The organism is Streptomyces sp. GDS52 (assembly GCF_052246875.1).
GTDB classification, from domain to species: domain Bacteria; phylum Actinomycetota; class Actinomycetes; order Streptomycetales; family Streptomycetaceae; genus Streptomyces; species Streptomyces cathayae.
Genome location: NZ_JBQQCR010000002.1, coordinates 470,647 through 485,671, shown reverse-complemented (window position 1 = coordinate 485,671; position 15,025 = coordinate 470,647). Strand labels below are relative to the sequence as shown.

The window sequence follows — 15,025 nt, the reverse complement described above, 5'->3', positions numbered from 1 at the left end:
TCGTACTCCTGCACGGTCCGGCAAGGAGAGATGCGAGGGCGGCCGATGTCGGAGTGGACGTGGGAGTACGAGGGGTACGACCCCGCCGCCGAGCGGTTGCGGGAATCGCTCTGCACGCTCGGCAACGGCTACTTCGCCACCCGTGGCGCGGTGCCCGAGTGCAGGGCGGGCCTGGTGCACTGCCCGGGGACCTACGCGGCCGGGTGTTACAACCGCCTCGAGTCGACCGTGGCGGGGCGCCAGGTCGCCAACGAGGACATGGTCAACCTCCCGAACTGGCTGCCGCTGCGTTTTCGTCTGCGTTCCCGGGGAGGGACATGGGGGCCGTGGCTCACCCCGGACTCCACAGCCCTGCTCGACCACCGGCAGGTCCTGGATCTGCGCGGGGCCGTGCTCATCCGTACCTCGCGCTACCGGGACGACGCCGCGAGAGCGCTCCGGGTGGAACAGATCCGCCTGGTGCACATGGGGGACCCGCATCTGGCGGCGCTGCGGACGGTACTCACCGCCGAGGACTGGACGGGAGACGTCGAGGTCGAGTCCGCCCTCGACGGCGATGTGATCAACGCCAACGTCCACCGTTACCGGTCTCTCAACCGGCACCACCTGGCCCGCGTACGGACCGGCGTGCGGGAGCCCGGGACGGTGTGGCTGCGCTGCCGGACCAGCACCTCGGACATCGGGATCGCCATGGCCGCCCGGAGTGCCGTCGTGGGGCTGCCCGCGTCCTCCTCACAGCTGCGTCCCGACCGGCACCGCGCGGTCCACCGCCTGGTGATCCCGATCGGTCCGGGCCGGCCCGTCGAGGTCGAGAAGACCGTGGCGCTGCACACCTCACGCGACACGGCGATCGCCGACCCGCTCGAGGCTGCCGTCGACCGGGTGACCGAGGCATCGGACTTCGCCGCCCTGCTGCACTCCCACGTCGCCGCCTGGAAGCGGCTGTGGCGGCGCGCGGAGGTCCGGGTGCCCGGCGAGGCGGGCCGCATCCTGCGCCTGCACCTGTTCCACGTGCTGCAGACGCTGTCACCGCACACCGCGGACCTGGACGTGGGAGTGCCGGCCCGGGGACTGCACGGCGAGGCCTACCGCGGGCACGTCTTCTGGGACGAACTGTTCGTGCTGCCGTATCTGAACCTGCACTTCCCGGAGGTCTCCCGGGCACTGCTGACCTACCGCCACCGGCGCCTGCCGCAGGCGTGCCGGGCGGCGGCCGCGGCCGGCCGGACGGGGGCGATGTACCCGTGGCAGAGCGGCAGCGACGGCCGTGAGGAGACCCAGGAGCTGCATCTGAACCCCCGCTCGGGCCGCTGGCTGCCGGATCACTCCCGGCTCCAGCACCATGTGGGCTCGGCGATCGCGTACAACGTGTGGCAGTACTGCGAGGCCAGCGGCGACACGGAGTTCCTGCACACCAAGGGCGCGGAGATGCTGCTGCAGATCGCCCGCTTCTGGGCGGACACGGCGGTCCACGACCCGGAGTCGAACCGTTATCGCATTCGTGGGGTGGTCGGCCCCGACGAGTACCACGACGGTTACCCGGGCTCCTCCCGGCCCGGCCTGGACGACAACACGTACACCAATGTCACCGCCGCCTGGGTCATCACCCGCGCCCTGGACCTCGTACGGCGGCTTCCCGCGTGGCGCAGGGAGGAGCTGTTCGAGCACGTGTGCCTGGACCGTGACCAGCTCCCCAGGTGGGAGGAGGTGTCCCGGCGGTTGCGGGTGCCCTACCACCAGGGCGTGATCAGCCAGTTCGAGGGCTACGGCGACCTCGCCGAGCTGGACTGGGACGGCTACCGCGCCCGGTACGACAGCATCCGCAGACTGGACCGGATCCTCGAGGCCGAGGGAGACTCGGCCAACCGCTACAAGGCCTCCAAACAGGCCGACGTCCTCATGCTCGGCTATCTCTTCTCGCCCACGGAACTGCAGCGGTTGTTCCGGCGGCTGGGGTACGCGATGGACGACGCGATCTGGCGCGGGACCGTCGACTACTACCTCCGGCGCACCAGCCACGGCTCCACCCTCAGCGAACTCGTCCACGGCTGGGTCCTCGCCCGGGCCAGACGGGCGGAGGCGTGGCAGTACTTCCATGAGGCCCTCGAGTCGGACGTCGCCGACGTCCAGGGCGGCACGACCGGCGAAGGCGTCCACCTCGGCGCCATGGCGGGGACCCTCGACCTCGTCCAGCGCTGCCTGACCGGACTGGAGACCCGCGAGGACGCCCTGTGGCTCGACCCGGTGCCGCTTCCGGCGCTGTCCGAGTACGGGTTCTCCCTGCGCTACCGCGGTCACTGGGGCATCAGCCTGCGGCGCCACAGCGGGCAGCTGGAACTCGGCGTACCGGACTCGGAGGAATCGCCGGTCCGCGTGGTGCTCGCCGACCGAGCCGTCACCATCGCTCCCGGAGAGACCTGCACGCTCCAGCTGCCGCCGAGCTGATCGGTGCCGCCGACGGGAGAAGCCCGAGGTGCCCTCACGAGCCGCCGGAGCCCACGCCGCCGGCCGGGCGGCAGGGGCGCGGCGTACTCGGACGGACGCGACGCCGACCACGCCGATCACGGGGCGGACACCGTGGGTACGGAGCCCCGCACCGCGGACCGACACGGACACCCCGCCGGGCCGGGACAGCGCGAACGCTTCTTTGTGGGAAGGCGTACCGGTCAGGGAGCCAGGGAGAAACAGTCCTCCTCCAGGGTTCGCAGAACCGCCCGGTGCCCCAGCGGTCCTTCGCTGTCGGAGCCGCCGAACAGGCGGAGAGCCAGAACGAAGCAGACCACCGCGCGGGCCGGGAGAAGCCTGCGGCGGCGCCCGCTCTTCCGGTCGACTCCAGTACTTCGTCGACCCGTGGACGGCCCGCCGCGTGAAAGCGCGAGGCTAGTCGTACCGGCGAAGGGTCCGTGTCGCGAGCTCGCGGATCCGGTCACGGGCTTCGGGGGGATCGGTCACGGTGAGGTCGTCCGCGAAGGGCAGCAACTGGCGCACGTCCTCGATCTCCCGGCATGCCACCGTGATCGTGGCTTCCTCGCCTTCGTGGGACCGCACGGTCAGACGGGAACCGAGGATGCGCCTGGCGCGATCGAGCTGGCGGGCGGCGAGTCGTGCGTGTATCCGGACGGCATCGCTCGTCTCCCAGCGCGAGGTCAGTTCCGTCACCACGTCGGCGAGGGCCGTTCCGGGGCGCAACCGGCGCGGGGCGCGCATCGGTCGCCATTCGACAAGCCGTTCAAGGGCGTACAGCCGGGGAACTCCCGAGCGATCGGCGACGAGGTACCACCGGCCCGCTTTGGCCAGCAGGCCGTACGGATCGACGACCTGCCAGGCCGGCTCGACGTCCTCGGAACGCCGGTAGCGGATGCGCAGCCGCACACCGCGGCGTACGTCACCGACGACGGCGCTCGGATCGGCCCCCTCGGCGTCCCGGCCGAACCAGGGCCTGTTGTCGGTGGTGACGACAGCGCTGATCGGCAGTCGAGACGACGCCGGATGTCGCCGTGCCGCGACCTTCGCTCGGGCCCGGCGGCTCTCGGTACCGGCGCCCAGCTGGTGGCGCTGCTCGTCGTCCAGACCGTGGAGCACGAGATGGTCGCGCTCGGTCGGGGTGAGCCGCGAGGTGTCGAGCGCGCCACCGGGCAGCAGCGTCACCCCGCCCCAGCGGCCGCGCTCGACCAGTATCGGAAAGCCCGCCTCCTGCAGCCATCGCAGGTCCCGCAGCACGGTGCGCACCGAGACCCCGACCCGCTCCGCGAGAACGGCCGTGGTGATGACCTCGCGGGTCTGGAGGGCCAGCAACAGGGAGAAGAAGCGATCCGGGGTCATGACGCCGAGGTTCTCACGGGAACACGACAGGATCTGTCATGTATGACCGGCAGGCTCCTCTCGCCCGGACCGACCGGATCGTCCGGATCGACCGGCAGAACCGAAGGAGCCACTCATGGCAGTCCCGAACATGGTCATCGTCCACGTCTCCGACGCACCGGCGTCCGCCCGCTTCTACGCGGAACTGTTCGACATCGAGCCGAGCTTCGAAACGCCCAGGTTCATCTCGTTCCCCCTCACCGACGGGTTCGACCTGGCCCTGTGGAGCGGGGTCTCGGGCCATCTGACGGCGCCGCGCACCAGTGAACTGTGCGTGACCGTGAACGGCGGTCCCGAACAGATCGACCAGCAGTTCCGGGACTGGACGGCGAAGGGCGTCAAGACGGTGGAGGAACCCCACGACGAGGTGTTCGGCCGTACATTCGTCGTCGCCGACCCCGACGGCAACCTGATCCGGGTGGCACCCGTCGACTGACGCCCCCTGCCGGCGGCACGCGGCTCCGCGGTCCCCGACCGTCCCGGGGTTCGGCCGCGCACCCTGGCGGGCGGATTCGCCTGCACCGAGGCCGAGGGGACCACGCTGCGGATCGACGGAGCCGAGACCAGGCCCACCGACCCCGGGCCGACCGGCCCGGACGGGGGTGAGGACATCCCGCTTCCGGCTGCCGCCCGGGGGAGCGACCTTCCTTCACCCGGGCCAGGCCGGTGGGGGCGTGGTTGAGCCGGGCTTTCCTCCAGACCGGCAGGGTCGGCCGGACCAGGGTCCTGCGCGGGTGTCTCTCGCCCGCACGGAGGAGGGCGACGGGCAGGTCGCCCGCGTACGCGACCGCCCGGGCCGGGCGGGACCGACTGCCGGTCGCCCGGGTGCCTCCGTGGGACCACCGAGCGGCGGGGCGGGTCACCTCTTGACCGCGACACCGCACACGGAGACGTCGGCCGTGTCCTCCTCGGCCCGGTCGGCGTCCGGGCGCCAGGCGGTCGTGGACACGACCCCCGGCTCCACCGGATCCAGACCGGCGAAGAAGGAGGCGATCTCCTGCGGCGAGCGCAGGTGGTAGGTGTTGGCCGACTGCCCGTTGTAGACCCCGACCGCGGTGTTGAGCGCCTCGTTGGTGTTCGTGCCGTCGCTCAGGGCCAGGTAGCTGCCCGGGGGCAGGGCCGACATCAGCGTGCTCACCAGATCGGCGGGGCGCTCGGCGTCGGAGAGCTGCCCCATGACGCCCAGCATGGTCAGGGCGACCGGGCGGCTGAGGTCCAGGGTCTTCGCCGCCTCGGCGAGGATGTGTTCCGGGTCCCTGGCGTCGGCGTCGATGTAGGCGCAGGCGCCCTCGGTGCTGCTGGTGAGCAGGGCGTGGGCGTGCACCAGGACGAGGGGGTCGTTGTCGACGTACACGATGCGGCTCTCCGGCGCGATGCGCTGGGCCAGTTCGTGGGTGTTGTCGGCGGTGGGCAGTCCGCTCCCGATGTCGAGGAACTGGCGGACACCGGCCTCGCCCGCGAGGAAGCGCACGGCGCGCGCGAGGAACCTCCGCTGCAGCCGTGCGACGGCGGCGAACTCCGGAAAGGTCTTCAGGATGACCTCACCGGCCTCGCTGTCGACGGGGTAGTTGTCCTTGCCTCCCAGCAGGTAGTTCCAGACACGGGCGGAGTGCGGACGATCGGTCTGCAGCCTGTCCCTGACTTCTTCACGCGGGTGAGTCATGGGGAAAGCTTCACACAGAGCTGTGCATCCGTAGGTCAACTACCGTGATACCGGCTTGACTTCGCTCGGGCTGAGGAACGTCGCCAGGGCCGCGACGGCCCGCTGGTGGCCGGACATCCACAGCACCGTCAAAAGATACGGAACCCTTGGCGCAGCCAACCGGGGAAGGGGCGGGCATGGCGCGGACGAGGACCCGACGGGGCGCGGCCACGTCCAGCGAGCCATGGCCAAGCTGCATGCCCGGGACCGCGCCCGTGTCCCTCTGTACGAAACCGGAGCACTCCATGCGGCGCGAAGCGGCGGAGAACTGCTGCGGATGTGCTGTTTCAGACGGCGGACCAGCCGTCGTCGACCGGAAGGATCGCGCCGTTGACGTTGCTCGCGGCATCCGAGGCGAGGAACAGGATCACCGCCGCCTGCTCCTCGGGCTGCGAGACACGGCCGAGGTTGACGAAGTGCGGGCCCAGTGCCGCCGGACCGTGTGCCGTTCGATCGGCGTCCACCGTGATGGCGGTCGCGGTGCCGCCCGGGCAGATCGCGTTGGCACGGATGCCGTTCTTGCGGTACATCACCGCCAGCGACTTCGTCAGCCCCACCACACCGTGCTTGGCGGCCGTGTACGCGGCGCCCGCCGCGCTGCCGCGCAGGGAGGCCTCGGAGGCGGTGTTCACGATGGCGCCGCGTCCGGCGGCCAGCATGAGCGGCAGCACGGCACGGGTCAGCATGAAGGGCGCGGTGAGGTTGACCCGGATGAGCCGTTCCCATTCGGCGTCGCTCACGTCGGCCAGTGCCGACATGCCGTCCATGATCCCGGCGTTGTTGACCAGGACGTCGACGCCGCCGAACCGTTCCGCGGCCGTCGCCGTCACCCGATCGACGACGGTCTGTTCGCTCAGATCACCCGTGACGGCCACCGCCGTGCGGCCGGCCTTCTCGATCTCCTCGACGACCGCGGCGGCCCCCTCGGCATTGAGGTCCGCCACCACGACGCGGTCCCCCTGAGCGGCGAACGCGAGCGCGGCCGCACGTCCTATGCCGGATCCCGCTCCGGTGACGATCACGCTGCGTCCGTTCCGCTCGCCGGTCATGAAGTGCTCCGTCCAGTGAAGTGCCGACGCGGTGGACCGGTGTCGCACCGCGGCAGCAGCCTACTTCTTTATGTCTCTGAGTGACATAAAGTCTGTGTGGAGAATGGACGCACCATGGACCACCGCAGCCGGAGGGACGGATGACCGCATCCCGTGGACGGACGGGGCGCCCCCCGTTGACCGAGGAACGCAAGGCCGCCATCCGGCTGGAGATCGCCGGTGCCGCGGTCGACCTGTTCATCACCCAGGGCGTCGCCGCGACCACGGGTGAGCAGATCGGGCAGGCGGTCGGCGTCTCGGCGCGGACCGTCTGGCGCTACTTCCCCACCAAGGAGAGCTGCGTACGGCCGCTGCTGACGACCGGTGTCGACACGATCGCCACCGCCCTGCGGCGGTGGAGCCCCGGCAGGCCTCTGCAGGACGCCTTCGACCACCTGTGGACCACCGACGTGCTTCTGCCCGGACCGGACGTCGGCGCCCTGCTGCGCCTGGCCCGGACCGAACCGGGTCTGCGCGCCGTCTGGCTGCAGACGCACGACGAGGCGGAACCCGTCTTCTCGCGCGCCCTCGCCGAGCGGGCCGGACTGCCCGCCGATGACGTGCGGCCGGCCGTGTGGGCCGCGATGCTCAATGCCGCCCTGCGCGCGGCCGTCGAACACCACGCCTACCGAACGGCAGGGCCCGACACCGGTTCCGCGGCCGCCCGGGCCGACCTCGTGTCGACCGTACGGACCGCTCTGGCCGTCGCGGCGACCGGCATCGCCTGACCTCGTCAGGTACGCACTCCTTCCGTCCGTACGCGGGGGCATCGGGTCATGTCCACCGGAGCGGCCGTCGAAGACACCGCTCCAGCGGACGTGACCACCGCGTTCCGCGCGGGGCGCGGTCACGGCGGTTGCCGCAGGGGCACCCTTTCCCGTGAGCACGGGGAGCCGTTCTGTGGGGAGCCGTGCTATGCCGTCTCCCGGTAGGCCGCCGCCTCCTCCAGGTCCAGCCGCCGCAGCAGGGTGCGCAGCATCTCGTCGTCGAGGTAGCGGGCGTCGCGGAGTCTGACGAACACGTCACGCTCCGCGCTGATCATCTCCCGCGACAGCCGCCGGTAGGTGTCGTCCACGGACTCCCCGGTGACCGGGTTGGTCTGGCCCAGACGTTCCCAGACGGCGTTGCGGCGGCGCTCCAGGACGGTGCGCAGCCGGTCGGCGAGCGGGGCCGGAAGGGCGTTGCGCTCGTCGGACAGGAGCTCGTCCAGCCGCTGCTCGGCGATCCGCGAGGCCTGCGCCTGGGCGTTGGCCTCCGCGAGGGTCTCGGCCTGGACGTCGCGCCCGGGGAGCTTCAGCAGGCGGATCAGCGGGGGCAGCGTCAGCCCCTGCACCACCAGCGTGCCGATGACCGTGGTGAAGGTCAGGAAGAGCAGCAGGTTGCGCTGCGGGAAGCCGGTGCCGCCGGCGGTGAGCGGGATCGAGAAGGCGATGGCCAGCGAGACCACGCCGCGCATGCCGGCCCAGGCGATGACGAACGGCGACTTCCAGCCGGGTCTCCCCTCGCGTTCCCGGATCCGGGCCGACAGCAGCGGTGGCAGAAAGGTGGCCGGGTACACCCACACGAACCGCGCGACGACGACCACTGCGAAGACGGCCAGCGCGTACCAGAGGGCCTCGGCGCCCGCGTACTCCCCGAGTCCCCTGAGGACGATCGGCAGTTGCAGCCCGATGAGCGCGAACACGGCGGCCTCCAGGACGAACGCCACCATCTTCCACACCGCCTCCTCCTGGAGCCGGGTGGCGAAATCGACCTCCCACGCACGGTGTCCCAGGTAGAGCGCGACGACCACGACCGCGATGACCCCGGAGGCGTGCACCTGCTCGGCGGCGGCGTAGGCGACGAACGGGATCAGCAGGGAGAGCGTGTTCTGCAGCAGCGCCTCCTTCACATGGGTGCGCAGCCAGTGCAGCGGAACCATCAGCAGCAGACCGACCACGAGGCCGCCGAACGCCGCGAGCAGGAACTCGCCGATCCCCCCGGCCCAGGTCGTGCCCTCGCCGATGGCCGCCGCCAGGGCCACCCGGAACGCGGTGATCGCGGTGGCGTCGTTCAGCAGGGACTCGCCCTGGAGGATCGTGGTGATCCGGGACGGCAGTCCGACCCGGCGCGCCACCGCCGTCGCCGCGACCGCGTCCGGCGGGGCCACCACGGCACCGAACACCAGAGCCGCGGTGAGCGGCAGACCCGGCACGAGCAGGTACAGGGCCCAGCCGACGACGAGGGTCGCGAACAGCACGTACCCCACCGACAGCAGCGCGACCGGCCGCAACTGCGCCCGCAGACCGAGGTAGGAGCTGTCGGTGGCAGCCGTGTACAGCAGCGGGGGCAGGATGAGCGGAAGGACGATGTGCGGGTCGAGCGTGTAGACGGGCACACCGGGCACGTAGCTGACCGCGAGGCCGGCGGCGACCACCAGCAGCGGGGCCGGCACCGGAGTGCGTCTGGCGGCGGCGGAGAGCGTGGCACTGCCCGCCACCAGCAGCAACAGCGGCATCACGTCCATGCCGTGCCCACCTCCGAATCTCCGCGCAGCGATCCGTGCAACCGTCGTAATCTGGCCATCATGAAACAGTGCACGCACGCCGACGCGCTGCCGCTCCCGGAACCCGCCCCGCTCACCGAGACGTGTCCGGAGTGTCTGCGGGACGGCACGGATCCGGTGCAGTTGCGCCTGTGTCTCAGCTGCGGTCACATCGGCTGCTGCGACTCGTCGCTGGGACGGCACGCGACGGGGCACCACCGGGCGACGGGTCACCCCGTGATACGGACCCACGAGCCCGGAGAGAACTGGCGCTGGTGCTTCGTCGACCAGGTGCTCGTGTGACCGGAGGGTTCGACCGTCCGGTGTCCGGGTACGCCGATCCGGCGCACGCTCTTCCCGATGATCGTCAGCGGGAAGAGCGTCACGCCAGGGGATAGGGCGGCGGGGTGCCGCCGAACGCCGGGCAGAAGCTCTGATAGCCGCACCAGTCGCAGAGCCGACTCGGGCTGGGCTGCCACTCGCCCGTCGCCACCGCCTGCTGGATCGCCGCCCACAGCGCCTGCAGCTTCCGCTCCACCGCCCGCAGGTCCGCCTCGTCCGGGTCGTACGTCACCACGTCGCCGCTGCCCAGGTAGACCAACTGGAGGCGGCGCGGTACCACCCCGCGCCGCCTCCACAGGACCAGGGCGTAGAACTTCATCTGGAACATGGCCCGGTACTCGAAGTCCGGTGGGGGCGCCCGGCCGGTCTTGTAGTCCACCACGCGGATCTCACCGGTCGGGGCGACGTCCACCCGGTCGATGATCCCGCGCAGTTCGAGACCCGACTCCAGCACCGTCTCCACGTGCAGTTCGCGCCCGGCGGGCTCCAACCGGTTCGGGTCCTCCATCCGGAAGTACCGGTCGAGCAGCTGTTCCGCCTCGGCCAGCCAGGCGGCCAGCGACGCGCCGTCCGCGTCCTCCGGGAAGAGGCCGGCCAGCTCGGGCCGTCTGCTCAGCAGCCGCTCCCACTCCGGACGCAGCAACGCGCGGGCGCGGCCCGGGGTGCGCTGCCCGGCCGGCACGTCGAAGAGCCGCTCCAGCACCGCGTGCACCACGGCGCCCCGGGCCGCCGCCTCGTTCGGTGGCTCCGGCAGCTTGTCGATCACCCGGAGCCGGTAGCGCAGCGGGCAGGTCATGAAGTCGTCCGCACGCGAGGGCGACAGCGACGACGGCCTCCTCGGGGCGGACCGAGGTGTCGGGGGCGGGGCCGCGTCCGATGCGGCGGAACTCTCGGACGGAGGCATACTCCGACCCTACGCCGGGCCCTTCCCGAGTCCACCGGACCGGTTCCGAGGCGATCGGTCCGGACGGTTCCTGGCGGCCACGACCTTTCCTCGTACACCTGTTCGAGTTACCATGAAATCCTGGCCAGAGTGGACATATGGGGAAATGTGCACTTCATGGGCCGGGGCCCGCGGAAGATCTTCCCGTGTCCGCATCGGGCTCCGCAGACGGGGTCCGTCTGCGGAGCCCGATGCGCCCGGAGGGCCCGTCCCGCACCCGCACGACTTCAAAGGGGCACGATCCGATGATCGCCTTCGTCAGCGGCACGGTCGCCGCGCTCGCCCCCGACGCCGCGGTCGTCGAGGTCGGCGGCGTCGGCATGGCCGTCCAATGCACGCCCAACACGCTGTCCGCGTTCCGCATCGGCAGGCAGGCCAGGCTGGCCGTCTCCCTGGTGGTGCGCGAGGACTCGCTCACCCTGTACGGCTTCGCGGACGACGACGAGCGGCAGGTCTTCGAGCTGCTGCAGACCGCCAGCGGCGTGGGCCCGCGCCTGGCCCAGGCCATGCTCGCCGTGCACACCCCGGACGCGCTGCGCCGGGCGGTCGCCCAAGGCGACGAGAAGGCGCTCACCGCCGTGCCCGGCATCGGCAAGAGGGGTGCCCAGCGGCTGCTGCTGGAGCTCGCCGGCCGGCTCGGCGAGCCGGCCGGGGCCGCCGAGACCGGCCACCCGGCCGGCGCCGCCGCTCCCGCGCCCTGGAGCGAACAGCTGCGCGCGGCGCTCGTCGGCCTCGGGTACTCCGCGCACGAGGCCGAGGAGGCGATCGCGGCCGTCACCCCCGCCGCCGAGGCCGCCGCGGCCGACGGTGCCGCCCCGAGGGTGTCGCAGCTGCTGCGTGCCGCCCTGCGCACCCTGAACCGCGCCCGCTGAGAGGAGTGGACCGCATGACCCGGGACGAAGCCGAAACCGCCGCCCTCATCGGACGGCTCGTCAGCCCCGCCGCGGAGCGGTTGGTGGGGTCTGTCGCCGACGGGGAGGACCAGGCCGTCGAGGCCGCCCTGCGGCCCAAGGACCTGGACGAGTTCATCGGCCAGGAGAAGGTCCGCGAGCAGCTCGACCTGGTGCTGCGCGCCGCCCGCGCGCGGGGTGCCACCGCCGACCACGTGCTGCTGTCCGGCGCCCCCGGTCTCGGCAAGACCACCCTCTCCATGATCATCGCGGCCGAGATGGAAGCCCCCATCCGCATCACCTCCGGCCCGGCCATCCAGCACGCCGGCGACCTCGCGGCGATCCTGTCCTCCCTCCAGGAGGGTGAGGTGCTCTTCCTCGACGAGATCCACCGGATGTCCCGGCCCGCCGAGGAGATGCTGTACATGGCGATGGAGGACTTCCGCGTCGACGTCATCGTCGGCAAGGGGCTGGGTGCGACCGCCATCCCCCTCGAACTGCCCCCGTTCACCCTGGTCGGCGCCACCGTGCGGGCGGGTCTGCTGCCGCCCCCGCTGCGCGACCGCTTCGGCTTCACCGCGCGCATGGAGTTCTACGAGCCCACCGAGCTGGAGCGGGTGATCCACCGCTCCGCCCGACTGCTGGAGGTGGAGACGACGCCCGAGGGGGTTGCCGAGATCGCCGGCCGTTCGCGCGGCACCCCCCGCATCGCCAACCGCCTCCTGCGCCGGGTCCGGGACTACGCCCAGGTCAGGGCCGACGGCGTGGTCACCCGCGAGATCGCCACGGCGGCCCTGGCGGTCTACGAGGTCGACGGCCGCGGCCTGGACCGGCTCGACCGGGCGGTGCTCGGCGCGCTGCTCAGGCTGTTCGGCGGGGGACCGGTCGGCCTGTCCACACTCGCGGTCGCGGTGGGGGAGGAACGGGAGACCGTCGCGGAGGTGGCCGAGCCGTTCCTGGTCCGGGAGGGCCTGCTGGCCCGCACCCTGCGCGGCCGGATCGCCACGCCCGCCGCGTGGGAGCACTTCGGTCTCGTGCCACCGGGGCGCTGACGCGGGCGCGCTCGTTCCGGCACTTGAAGACGATAGATGACCTTCTGTCCACTTTTTCTGAGGAAAGTGTTGATTTCACCCCCTGTTCGCGCCTAGCGTGGGATTCCCATCGGTTTCGAACAGGTATTCGAACTGAGGCGTCGGCCGTGTGGGTGCACGTCTTGCCGGGTGAGGACCGTGTTCCGTCCCTCCCCAAGCCCACCCCGAACCGCCGTCGGATGCGCCAGAGGAGAACGGCGTGAACAGCTTCACCTTCACCCCCGCAACCAAGGAGCAGGCCAAGGCCCGCATCGCGCTCACCGGACCCACCGGGTCGGGCAAGACCTACAGCGCGCTCGTCATCGGCACCGGGATCGGCGACCGGATCGCCCTGATCGACACCGAGCACGGCAGCGCTTCCAAGTACGCCGACGAGTTCGCTTTCGACACCCTCCCGCTCGCGACGTTCGAACCCCCCGCGCTCGTCGAGGCGCTCGCGGTGGCCGCCCACGAGGGCTACGACGTCGTGATCGTCGACTCGCTCACGCACTTCTGGTCCGGCTCGGGCGGGATGCTGGAGCAGGTCGACAACGCCGCGAAGCGCGTCGCGGGAGGCAACACCTTCGCGGGCTGGCGGGAGGCCCGCCCCCTGGAGCGGGCGATGATCGACGCCCTGCTCGCCTACCCCGGTCATCTCATCGCCACCATGCGCACCAAGACCGAGTACGTGGTGGAGGCGGACGAGCGCGGGCGCAAGGTGCCGCGCAAGGTCGGGCTCAAGCCCGAGCAGCGGGAGGGCATCGAGTACGAGTTCGACATCGTCGGCGACCTCGACCACGAGAACACCCTGGTGATCTCCAAGTCCCGGGCGAAGCCACTCGCCGGGCTCGTCGTCCGCAAGCCGGATGCGGCGTTCGCCGAGGCCGTCCTGGACTGGCTCAACGCCGGCAAGCCCACCCCGAGCGCGTCCGACTACCTCATGACCGCCACCGCCCCGCACACCACCTACGAGGAGCTCCGCGGCCTCTACGAGGAGGTGCGCCGGCACAACCTGCTCGCCGCCGCCGTCCTGGACCCCGACGGGTGCTCGACCACGCTGGGCGAGCTCATCGTGCGCCGCGGCACCGAGGCGAAGAAAGAGGCGGGAAAGCAGACCGAGCAGACAGGGCGGACCGAGCGGACCGAGCGGACCGAGCGTAAGGGTGAGGCAGCGTGAACCTCCGGGACCGCGCCACCCGGGTCGTCGTGCTCAGGGTGCTGCGCGACGCGGTGGAGGCCGAGTACCGGGCCGAGCGCCGCGCGGTCCTCGACGGGCTGCGCGCGGCTCGCGCCGAGCTCGCCCTCAAGTCGATGCGGGTGACCCTGCCGGACGACATCCCGATCGCCACCCTCACGCTCATCGACCCCCAGCCGACGGTCGTGGTCGCCGACGAGGACGCCTTCACCGCCTGGGTGGCCGTGAACCACCCCGGCGAGGTGGAGACCCTGGTCCGGGTGCGCCCCGCCTGGAGGCGGGAGTTCTTCGGCCGGCTCGCCTGCTTCGACCCGGTCGCCGACCCGCACACCGGCGAGGTGATCCCGGGACTGGCGGTGGAGCCGGCCTCCGAACCGCGTTCGTTCAGCCTGCGGCCCGTGCCCGGCGGAGCGGAACGGGTCGCCCGTGCCTGGCACACCGGCGAGATCGACCTGCGCCGGCTGCTCGCCCTCGGCGGTGGCGAGACGTGATGACCACCGCCACGGCGCGCTCCGACAGGGACCTGCCCGCCACTCTGTGGTTCCTGATCTCACAAGCCGGTCACCTCGGCTGCGGCCGCTGGAGTCTCGAGAGCGACGGGCGGCTGCGCTGCGCCTGCGGGACCGTCCTGTACCTGTACCGGCAGGCGGCGGACGGGTCGGGAGACGGGGTACCGGCACCCACCGGGACGCGACCCCGCGGAAGGGAGGAACAGATGACGCCGACCGAGACCGCGGAACTCGCCGCCCTGGTCGCGGCGATGTGCCCGTCGATGCATCTGGAGGAGACCGCGACGGACGCCTGGCACCTCCTGCTCGCCGACCTGGACATCGCCGACACGCGGGAAGCCGTGATCCGGCTGGGCCGCAGACAGTCCCCCATCGACGCCGCCGACATCCGTGCCGAGGTGCACGCGATCCGGGAGGAGCGGCTCGCCCGCGACCCACTGCCGCTCCCGGACGCCGACCCGGACGACCCGCACCGCTACCGCGCGGAACTCCTCGCGATCGTGACCGCGATCGCCTCGGGACAGCGTGTCAAGCGGGCACCCGCCGTCCCGGCCCAGTCGTCGCCCGCCCCCGTCGGACGCTCGAGGCGCGACCTCCGTGCCCACGCCCTTCGCGTGCCCTGCCCCTGGTGCCGGGCCGCCGCCGGCCGCCCCTGTACCGTCCCCCGGCTCGGCATCCCGATGAAGAACGCTCCGGCCCATGCGTCGAGGCTCATCGCGGCGGGGCCTGACGAACGAGAAGAGCGAGGAGAACCAGAGGAACCAGAAGAACCAGAAGAACCAGAGGGACAAGGAGAGCGAGGCGAGAAGGGGCCGGGCAGTGCGCCCGGGGAGCCCCCGGAACGGCAGCGTTGTCGTCGGACAGTCAACTCCCCCCGTCCGTTCGTGCGTTAGGAGTACCT

Annotated in this window: 14 protein-coding genes; 9 read left to right on the top strand and 5 right to left on the bottom strand. The window is 71.6% G+C overall.

The features are described from left to right. The first annotated feature begins 45 nt into the window (after nt 1-45). Nucleotides 46-2,445: a glycoside hydrolase family 65 protein gene (locus ACTWJ9_RS32710; RefSeq protein ID WP_387039933.1), complete on the top strand. Its 2,400-nt coding sequence runs from the start codon at nt 46-48 to the stop codon at nt 2,443-2,445. A 435-nt stretch (nt 2,446-2,880) separates the two neighbouring features. Here ACTWJ9_RS32710 and ACTWJ9_RS32705 read toward each other — a convergent pair whose 3' ends face one another. Continuing rightward, entirely contained in the window at nt 2,881-3,822 is a 942-nt protein-coding gene (locus ACTWJ9_RS32705) for a helix-turn-helix transcriptional regulator (RefSeq protein ID WP_279337533.1), read from the bottom strand. A 115-nt stretch (nt 3,823-3,937) separates the two neighbouring features. On the opposite strand from ACTWJ9_RS32705, the gene ACTWJ9_RS32700 reads away from it, so the two are divergent. Further along, nucleotides 3,938-4,297, top strand: a complete 360-nt coding sequence (locus ACTWJ9_RS32700) for a VOC family protein (protein ID WP_279337534.1) — start codon at nt 3,938-3,940, stop codon at nt 4,295-4,297. Nucleotides 4,298-4,720: 423 nt separating this feature from the next. Here the strand turns inward: ACTWJ9_RS32700 and ACTWJ9_RS32695 are convergent, their stop codons facing one another. Both ACTWJ9_RS32695 and ACTWJ9_RS32690 read right to left on the bottom strand, forming a co-directional pair. Then, nucleotides 4,721-5,524 carry an SAM-dependent methyltransferase gene (locus ACTWJ9_RS32695; protein WP_443295003.1) on the bottom strand — a complete coding sequence of 268 codons (804 nt, stop codon included), beginning with the start codon at nt 5,522-5,524 and terminating at the stop codon, nt 4,721-4,723. Between the two features lie 326 nt (nt 5,525-5,850). Beyond that, entirely contained in the window at nt 5,851-6,612 is a 762-nt protein-coding gene (locus ACTWJ9_RS32690; RefSeq protein ID WP_387039931.1) for an SDR family NAD(P)-dependent oxidoreductase, read from the bottom strand. Nucleotides 6,613-6,752: 140 nt separating this feature from the next. Here ACTWJ9_RS32690 and ACTWJ9_RS32685 point away from each other — a divergent pair, with 140 nt between their 5' ends. After that, complete coding sequence (locus tag ACTWJ9_RS32685) at nt 6,753-7,379, top strand: TetR/AcrR family transcriptional regulator (protein WP_279337538.1); 627 nt, start codon at nt 6,753-6,755, stop codon at nt 7,377-7,379. A gap of 185 nt (nt 7,380-7,564) precedes the next feature. On the opposite strand, the gene ACTWJ9_RS32680 is transcribed toward ACTWJ9_RS32685, so the two are convergent. Next, nucleotides 7,565-9,157, bottom strand: a complete 1,593-nt coding sequence (locus ACTWJ9_RS32680) for a Na+/H+ antiporter (RefSeq protein ID WP_279337539.1) — start codon at nt 9,155-9,157, stop codon at nt 7,565-7,567. Between the two features lie 60 nt (nt 9,158-9,217). On the opposite strand from ACTWJ9_RS32680, the gene ACTWJ9_RS32675 reads away from it, so the two are divergent. Beyond that, the gene (locus ACTWJ9_RS32675) at nt 9,218-9,478 is read left to right on the top strand and encodes a UBP-type zinc finger domain-containing protein (RefSeq protein WP_279337540.1); all 261 of its coding nucleotides are present in this window, start codon (nt 9,218-9,220) and stop codon (nt 9,476-9,478) included. Nucleotides 9,479-9,557: 79 nt separating this feature from the next. Here ACTWJ9_RS32675 and ACTWJ9_RS32670 read toward each other — a convergent pair whose 3' ends face one another. Continuing rightward, entirely contained in the window at nt 9,558-10,421 is an 864-nt protein-coding gene (locus ACTWJ9_RS32670) for a RecB family exonuclease (RefSeq protein ID WP_279337541.1), read from the bottom strand. A 284-nt stretch (nt 10,422-10,705) separates the two neighbouring features. Here ACTWJ9_RS32670 and ruvA point away from each other — a divergent pair, with 284 nt between their 5' ends. The 5 genes from ruvA (at nt 10,706) to ACTWJ9_RS32645 (ending at nt 15,017) form a co-directional block, all read left to right on the top strand. Then, the gene (ruvA, locus tag ACTWJ9_RS32665) at nt 10,706-11,332 is read left to right on the top strand and encodes a Holliday junction branch migration protein RuvA (RefSeq protein ID WP_443295004.1); all 627 of its coding nucleotides are present in this window, start codon (nt 10,706-10,708) and stop codon (nt 11,330-11,332) included. Nucleotides 11,333-11,346: 14 nt separating this feature from the next. After that, nucleotides 11,347-12,402: a Holliday junction branch migration DNA helicase RuvB gene (gene ruvB / locus ACTWJ9_RS32660; protein WP_443296119.1), complete on the top strand. Its 1,056-nt coding sequence runs from the start codon at nt 11,347-11,349 to the stop codon at nt 12,400-12,402. A 238-nt stretch (nt 12,403-12,640) separates the two neighbouring features. Then, nucleotides 12,641-13,597: an ATP-binding protein gene (locus tag ACTWJ9_RS32655; protein WP_387039741.1), complete on the top strand. Its 957-nt coding sequence runs from the start codon at nt 12,641-12,643 to the stop codon at nt 13,595-13,597. Then, nucleotides 13,594-14,106, top strand: coding sequence for a hypothetical protein (locus tag ACTWJ9_RS32650; RefSeq protein WP_387039739.1), 513 nt, complete (start codon nt 13,594-13,596; stop codon nt 14,104-14,106). Before ACTWJ9_RS32655 ends, ACTWJ9_RS32650 begins: the two co-directional genes overlap by 4 nt. Further along, nucleotides 14,106-15,017: a zinc finger domain-containing protein gene (locus ACTWJ9_RS32645; protein ID WP_443296118.1), complete on the top strand. Its 912-nt coding sequence runs from the start codon at nt 14,106-14,108 to the stop codon at nt 15,015-15,017. The genes ACTWJ9_RS32650 and ACTWJ9_RS32645 overlap by 1 nt, the downstream gene beginning before the upstream one ends. The last annotated feature ends 8 nt before the right edge of the window (nt 15,018-15,025 follow it).

Excerpts from the sequence above, each read along its gene's own strand:
- ACTWJ9_RS32710 (WP_387039933.1), top strand. The coding sequence starts at position 46 with ATGTCGGAGTGGACGTGGGAGTACGAGGGGTACGACCCCGCCGCCGAG.
- ACTWJ9_RS32705 (WP_279337533.1), bottom strand. The coding sequence starts at position 3,822 with ATGACCCCGGATCGCTTCTTCTCCCTGTTGCTGGCCCTCCAGACCCGC.
- ACTWJ9_RS32700 (WP_279337534.1), top strand. The coding sequence starts at position 3,938 with ATGGCAGTCCCGAACATGGTCATCGTCCACGTCTCCGACGCACCGGCG.
- ACTWJ9_RS32695 (WP_443295003.1), bottom strand. The coding sequence starts at position 5,524 with ATGACTCACCCGCGTGAAGAAGTCAGGGACAGGCTGCAGACCGATCGT.
- ACTWJ9_RS32690 (WP_387039931.1), bottom strand. The coding sequence starts at position 6,612 with ATGACCGGCGAGCGGAACGGACGCAGCGTGATCGTCACCGGAGCGGGA.
- ACTWJ9_RS32685 (WP_279337538.1), top strand. The coding sequence starts at position 6,753 with ATGACCGCATCCCGTGGACGGACGGGGCGCCCCCCGTTGACCGAGGAA.
- ACTWJ9_RS32680 (WP_279337539.1), bottom strand. The coding sequence starts at position 9,157 with ATGGACGTGATGCCGCTGTTGCTGCTGGTGGCGGGCAGTGCCACGCTC.
- ACTWJ9_RS32675 (WP_279337540.1), top strand. The coding sequence starts at position 9,218 with ATGAAACAGTGCACGCACGCCGACGCGCTGCCGCTCCCGGAACCCGCC.
- ACTWJ9_RS32670 (WP_279337541.1), bottom strand. The coding sequence starts at position 10,421 with ATGCCTCCGTCCGAGAGTTCCGCCGCATCGGACGCGGCCCCGCCCCCG.
- ruvA (WP_443295004.1), top strand. The coding sequence starts at position 10,706 with ATGATCGCCTTCGTCAGCGGCACGGTCGCCGCGCTCGCCCCCGACGCC.
- ruvB (WP_443296119.1), top strand. The coding sequence starts at position 11,347 with ATGACCCGGGACGAAGCCGAAACCGCCGCCCTCATCGGACGGCTCGTC.
- ACTWJ9_RS32645 (WP_443296118.1), top strand. The coding sequence starts at position 14,106 with ATGACCACCGCCACGGCGCGCTCCGACAGGGACCTGCCCGCCACTCTG.